The sequence below is a fragment of the Veillonella sp. genome, from assembly GCF_018381775.1.
Taxonomy (GTDB): domain Bacteria; phylum Bacillota; class Negativicutes; order Veillonellales; family Veillonellaceae; genus Veillonella.
Genome location: NZ_JAGZRH010000025.1, coordinates 1 through 5482, shown reverse-complemented (window position 1 = coordinate 5482; position 5482 = coordinate 1). Strand labels below are relative to the sequence as shown.

Annotated in this window: 4 protein-coding genes; 3 read left to right on the top strand and 1 reads right to left on the bottom strand. The window is 37.1% G+C overall.

What is annotated here, in order from left to right:
• Window positions 1–537 precede the first annotated feature (537 nt).
• Window positions 538–1269: an SIMPL domain-containing protein gene (locus KH109_RS09630; RefSeq protein WP_156719680.1), complete on the top strand. Its 732-nt coding sequence runs from the start codon at window positions 538–540 to the stop codon at window positions 1267–1269.
• Here the strand turns inward: KH109_RS09630 and KH109_RS09625 are convergent.
• On the bottom strand, window positions 1250–1996 hold the full coding sequence (locus KH109_RS09625; protein WP_005388035.1) for a ubiquinone/menaquinone biosynthesis methyltransferase: 747 nt from the start codon (window positions 1994–1996) through the stop codon (window positions 1250–1252). The two genes, KH109_RS09630 and KH109_RS09625, sit on opposite strands and share 20 nt — an antisense overlap.
• Window positions 1997–2339: 343 nt before the next feature.
• Between KH109_RS09625 and sstT the strand changes: the two genes are divergently transcribed.
• Both sstT and KH109_RS09615 read left to right on the top strand, forming a co-directional pair.
• Entirely contained in the window at window positions 2340–3560 is a 1221-nt protein-coding gene (sstT, locus tag KH109_RS09620) for a serine/threonine transporter SstT (protein WP_295219204.1), read from the top strand.
• Between the two features lie 285 nt (window positions 3561–3845).
• The gene (locus KH109_RS09615) at window positions 3846–5363 is read left to right on the top strand and encodes an FAD-dependent oxidoreductase (protein WP_295219200.1); all 1518 of its coding nucleotides are present in this window, start codon (window positions 3846–3848) and stop codon (window positions 5361–5363) included.
• The last annotated feature ends 119 nt before the right edge of the window (window positions 5364–5482 follow it).

Here is a 5482-nt window from a genome sequence, read left to right as displayed (position 1 = left end):
GAATTATGGTTGGTTTTGACTTTGTCAAAACCCGCACTCTGGCATATGTTCAATCATATGATTGATTACCTATCATTGTTCAGTTTTCAAAGATCTGTTATCAGTTTCACGCTTCAGTGAAACGCCATCTGACGACTTGATTATAATAACATGTGAGCACTTTCATGTCAACACATTTTATAATCTTTTTTGAAGTTCTTTCGAACTTCAAAGTGTATTTCTACACTCATTAAGAAACAGTCGTTCGAACGACTGTATGGATATTATAGTATAACCAAAAAATAATGGCAACCCCCAATTCTCAACTTCACACAACTTTCATTGCACATTCATTTTCCAACCTAAAAACTAAAGATTGATTTTATACAATCTATTTTGTATAATGTAGCTGTAATATAGACTCTTTCACTTATGTAGTTATATAGTTATACACCATTTAATACTATATTTTAATTTTAAATGAGCTCTATATTTCAATTTAGTCTTTTATTATGGTAGTTATTATTAATTCTATAATAATGTGTGAGGAGATTGAGTATGAAATTATCCAAACGTTTATTATCCAAAACAGTTGCTATTGCTGCGGTATGTGCAACTATGGCCACTGCAGCCTTTGCTGCACCACAAGGTACATTTGATACCTCTGAAATTCAAATTACAGGCGAAGCCTCTCGTTCTGTAGCACCTAACTATGCGATTTTAACACTTGGTATTACTAGTGAAAACACTAATATCAATGCTGCAAAATCCAATAACGATCGCATCATGAGTGATTTAATCAGCAAGTTAGGTCATTTAGGTATCGACAAAAAAGATATTTACACATCTAATATTTCTATTAACCCTACAAGTGATTATCAAGATGGCAAACGAATTAACACTGGTTATAGTGTAGCAAATCGTGTAACTGTAAAAATCAACAATCTTGATAATGTAGGAAAGGCTGTTGACGCTGCTGTTAGCGCTGGTGCCAACGATATCAATAACCTTTCATTCCAAAATGATGTATCTCAACAACTGTCTGATTCTTTAACTACCGAAGCAATTCAAGACGGTCGTCATAAAGCTGAGGTTATTGCTGCAGCCCTTGGTCGTACTTTAGGCCCTGTAAAAACTGTTTCTATTAGCACACCACAAACAAGCTCTATGGACTCTGGTTCCTATCGTAACGCCATAATGTTAAAAGCGTCTCTCGAAACTGCTACTCCTGTTGAAAAAGGATCATTAGTAGTTTCTCAAGACGCTAATATTACTTATTATTTACAATAGAATTTTCTGGTACCACACCTTCGTGGACCGCTACAATGCCGCCTGTCAATTCATGATAGGTGGCATTTTCATATCCTAAAGATTTCCAGATTTCAAGAATCTCGCTTTGATGAGGATATCTGCGTAAGGATTCTGGCAACCATGCATAAGAGGAATTATCCTTACTTAACTTACCTATAATAGGTAATATATAGGAGAAGTAGAAATTATATAACTGTTTAAAACCAAACATGCTTGGCTTTGCGAGTTCTAACACAACTACTTTTCCACCTGGCTTTACAACACGTTGCATTTCAGATAACACTTGTTTAATATCTGGCACATTACGCATTGCAAATCCGCTCATAGCAGCATCAAATGTGTTATCTGCATATGGTAATGCCATCGCATCACCTTGAACAAGATTAACTTGATCTATTAAACCAGCATCTTCAATGCGTACACGACCTTGATCAAGCATCTCACTATTAAAGTCCAAAGCCTCTACTTTTAATGTTGGTTCTTGACGTAACGCTTCCTTTGTAAACACACAGGTACCACATGCTACATCAAGCACACGTTGGTGAGGACCAATATTCATTGCTTTTACAGAGAATTTGCGCCAAAAATAATCTTGTCCAAAGCTTAAGACTGTATTCATTAAATCATAGTTTTTTGCAATATTAGAAAAAACACCTTGTACAAATTGCTCTTTATCGGCATACGTTTTAAATTCTTTAGTATTCATTATGGTCCTTTCACTAATCAAGAACTATATTCAAACTCTTTACTCGCATAGTATATCATACTATGCCTCACTATCAAAAGAATCCTATTATATATACTATATATAGTAATTATGTAATGAGCACATATTTAGTTAAAACCATATATTCACTACGGTTAAAATTAGCATATTACAAAATAAACATCGTTATCAGTCACAGTAGATCTAATTTAACTATATATGAACGACTATGATATTATCTATTGCCACCATTCCATGTTCGTTGTATAATGACATATGTCCATGTTGAAAAGATATTTTTCCATGGTCTTTTATTAGTTTTTATTAAGTATTGGAGTGTACTATGAATCGATTTGTAAAATCAATCAACAAAGTCAGTCTAATCCAACAAATTATCATAGGTTTGATCATTGGTATTTTGACTGCACTTTACATGCCAGATGTGGCAAAAGAACTTGCTTTATTCGGGGTTCTCTTTGTTGGTGCCCTTAAAGGTATCGCACCTATCCTTGTATTCTTCTTGGTAATCGCAGCTATTAGTAAACATCGCTCCGGCCAAAAAACAGGTATGGGCTCTGTTATTACTCTATATTTATTAGGTACATTCCTGTCTGCAGCATTAGCCGTAGTCGTAAGTTTCTTCTTCCCTACTACATTACATCTAGCAGCAGGTGCTGCTGATGCAGCGCCTCCTCAAGGTATTGCTGAGGTTATGACAACATTACTTAAAAATGTAGTTGATAACCCTGTAAAAGCATTGATGTCCGCTAACTATATCGGCATTCTAGGTTGGGCTCTTATCATAGGTGGCGCTTTACGTCACGCACCAATGAATACAAAAGAGGTTATGGAATCCATCGCTCAAGCAATTACTACAGTAGTAGGCTGGATCATCCGCTTTGCTCCTCTTGGTATTATGGGTCTTGTAGCAGAATCCATTGCTACTAACGGTATCGAAGCTTTGATTGGTTACTTCCAATTACTCGTTTTATTACTTGGTTCTATGATTTTCGTAGCACTAGTAATCAATCCGATTTTGTCCTTCGTTTATCTTCGTCGTAATCCATATCCATTGGTATTTAAATGTTTACGTGAATCTGCAATCTACGCATTCTTCACACGTAGCTCTGCTGCCAACATTCCTGTAAACCTTGACTTAGCTAAACGTTTGAAACTGAACCCTGATATGTATTCCGTATCCATTCCATTAGGTGCAACAATCAATATGGGTGGTGCTGCAATTACGATCACAATTATGACATTAGCGGCAGCTCATACATTAGGTATCGTTGTAGATGTTCCTACAGCAATCCTATTATCCATCATCGCTACTATTGGTGCCTGCGGTGCTTCTGGTGTAGCCGGTGGTTCTCTACTACTCATACCATTGGCTTGTTCCCTATTCGGTATTTCCAACGACGTAGCAATGCAAGTTGTAGGTGTAGGCTTTATCATCGGTGTCTTACAAGACTCTACGGAAACTGCGCTTAACTCTAGCACAGACATTCTCTTCACTGCTACTGCAGATTATGCAAAACGTGGCTATCACGAAAACTGGGATTAAATACAATTTTACAATCATACTAAAGACGGTCCTTCGGGACCGTTTTTTTGTATTTAAAAGTCCATAAATACTAGATTACTATACGACTTATAAATATATTCATTGTATAATATAAAGAACATACTTTAGAAATCAATATAGGAATCCATATTAATCATAAACATTTATATTGATTACAATCACTCATATTGATTAGAATCTTCCTACATTGATTTTCTTCAATATAGTGTTATAATAGAGTTAATGATAATAACTATTAATAGATAGCAATAGAAAGGAATCAACATGAAACAATACGATATTATTGTAGTTGGTACAGGCGGTGCAACTATCGTAGCTGACGCTGCGCTAAAAAAAGGCCTTAAAGTGGCCCTCATAGAAAAAGGTAAATTTGGTGGCACATGCCTAACTCGCGGTTGCATTCCTACAAAGGTTATGGTTACAGCAGCCAATGCCATTCAAGAAGTAGAAGAGTTCAAAAAAATAGGTATCAATGTTGGCGATGCAACAATGGATTGGGACGCTGTAGCTAAACGCACATGGCATATGATTGACAAGTCTGCAGGCATCTATGATTATTATAACGCTTTTAACAACGTAGATGTATATCGCGGTGCTGCAAGTTTCGTGTCCGATAAGATTATGAACATCCACCTTAATGATGGCTCTGGTATCGTAGAAATCACAGCGCCAACGATTATCCTTGGTACTGGTGGTTATAGCAACGTACCAAATGTACCTGGTCTAAAAGAGGCAGGCTTCCTTTCTAGTGAAAGTTTATTTGGCGATAAGTTCCCGAAACAACCATATAAATCGCTTGCAGTACTCGGCGCTGGCCCTATCGGTGTAGAGTTCGGCCATGTATTTGATGCTGCCGGTACTGAAGTTACCATTATTCAACATAATGTACGCCTTGTACCTAAAGAAGATGAAGAGATGTCCGAACACCTTCTTCAAAACTACCGAGCTCGTGGTATTAATGTAATCTTAAACCAAGACACTGTTGAAATCCGTCAAGAAGATGGTCTTAAAGTAGTAGTCACTAAAGATCGTAGTACTGGCGAAATCACAGAAACTAAGGTTGAAGAAATCCTCGTAGCTGCCGGTATCCGTCCTGCCGTGGAAGAATTGCACCTAGAAAATACTGGTATCGAAACTTTGCCAAAAGGCTGGATCAAAACAAACGAATTCCTTGAAACATCTGTGGATGGCATCTATGCATTAGGCGATGTAAACGGCGAGCCTGCATTCCGCCATCGTGCAAACTACGAAGCAGATATTATCGCCCATAACCTATACTTTGCTAAAAACGAAGAAGATTTCCGTTGGGCACGCTATGATACATTGCCAAAGGTTACCTTCTCCTATCCTGAAATCGGTAGCGTAGGTCTTACTGAAGCAGAAGCTATTAAAGCAGGCTATAATGTAGGTATTGGTAAAAATTACTACTCCTCTACTGCTAAAGGCTATGCTATGGGTATTAATCCTGGCGATGTAAATGATGGCTTTGTAAAAATCGTAGTAAATAAAGATACAAATCATATCCTTGGTATGCATGTAACAGGCCCTCAAGCATCCATCCTCTTCCAACCTTACGTAAATCTTATGAACAGCGGTGTAACTCCATTGACTGCTATTAATGAAGAAATCGCATCTGAACGTACTAAACGTTTACGTGAAAAAGGTATTACTCGTGCTATGGATCCTAAATCCGTTATTACTGTAGGCGAAACTATGAGCCCACATCCTTCTCTTATAGAGGTCATCATGTGGACACAAGTATACTACGAAAACCGTTGGTAATAATAAGTATGGTTATAACAATAAAAGGGGCTGTAACAGAATGCGGTTTTACCGCATTCTAGTTGCAGTCCCTTTAAAATATAAGAAACACCAAGAAAATTAGATTTGTAAAATCTTAT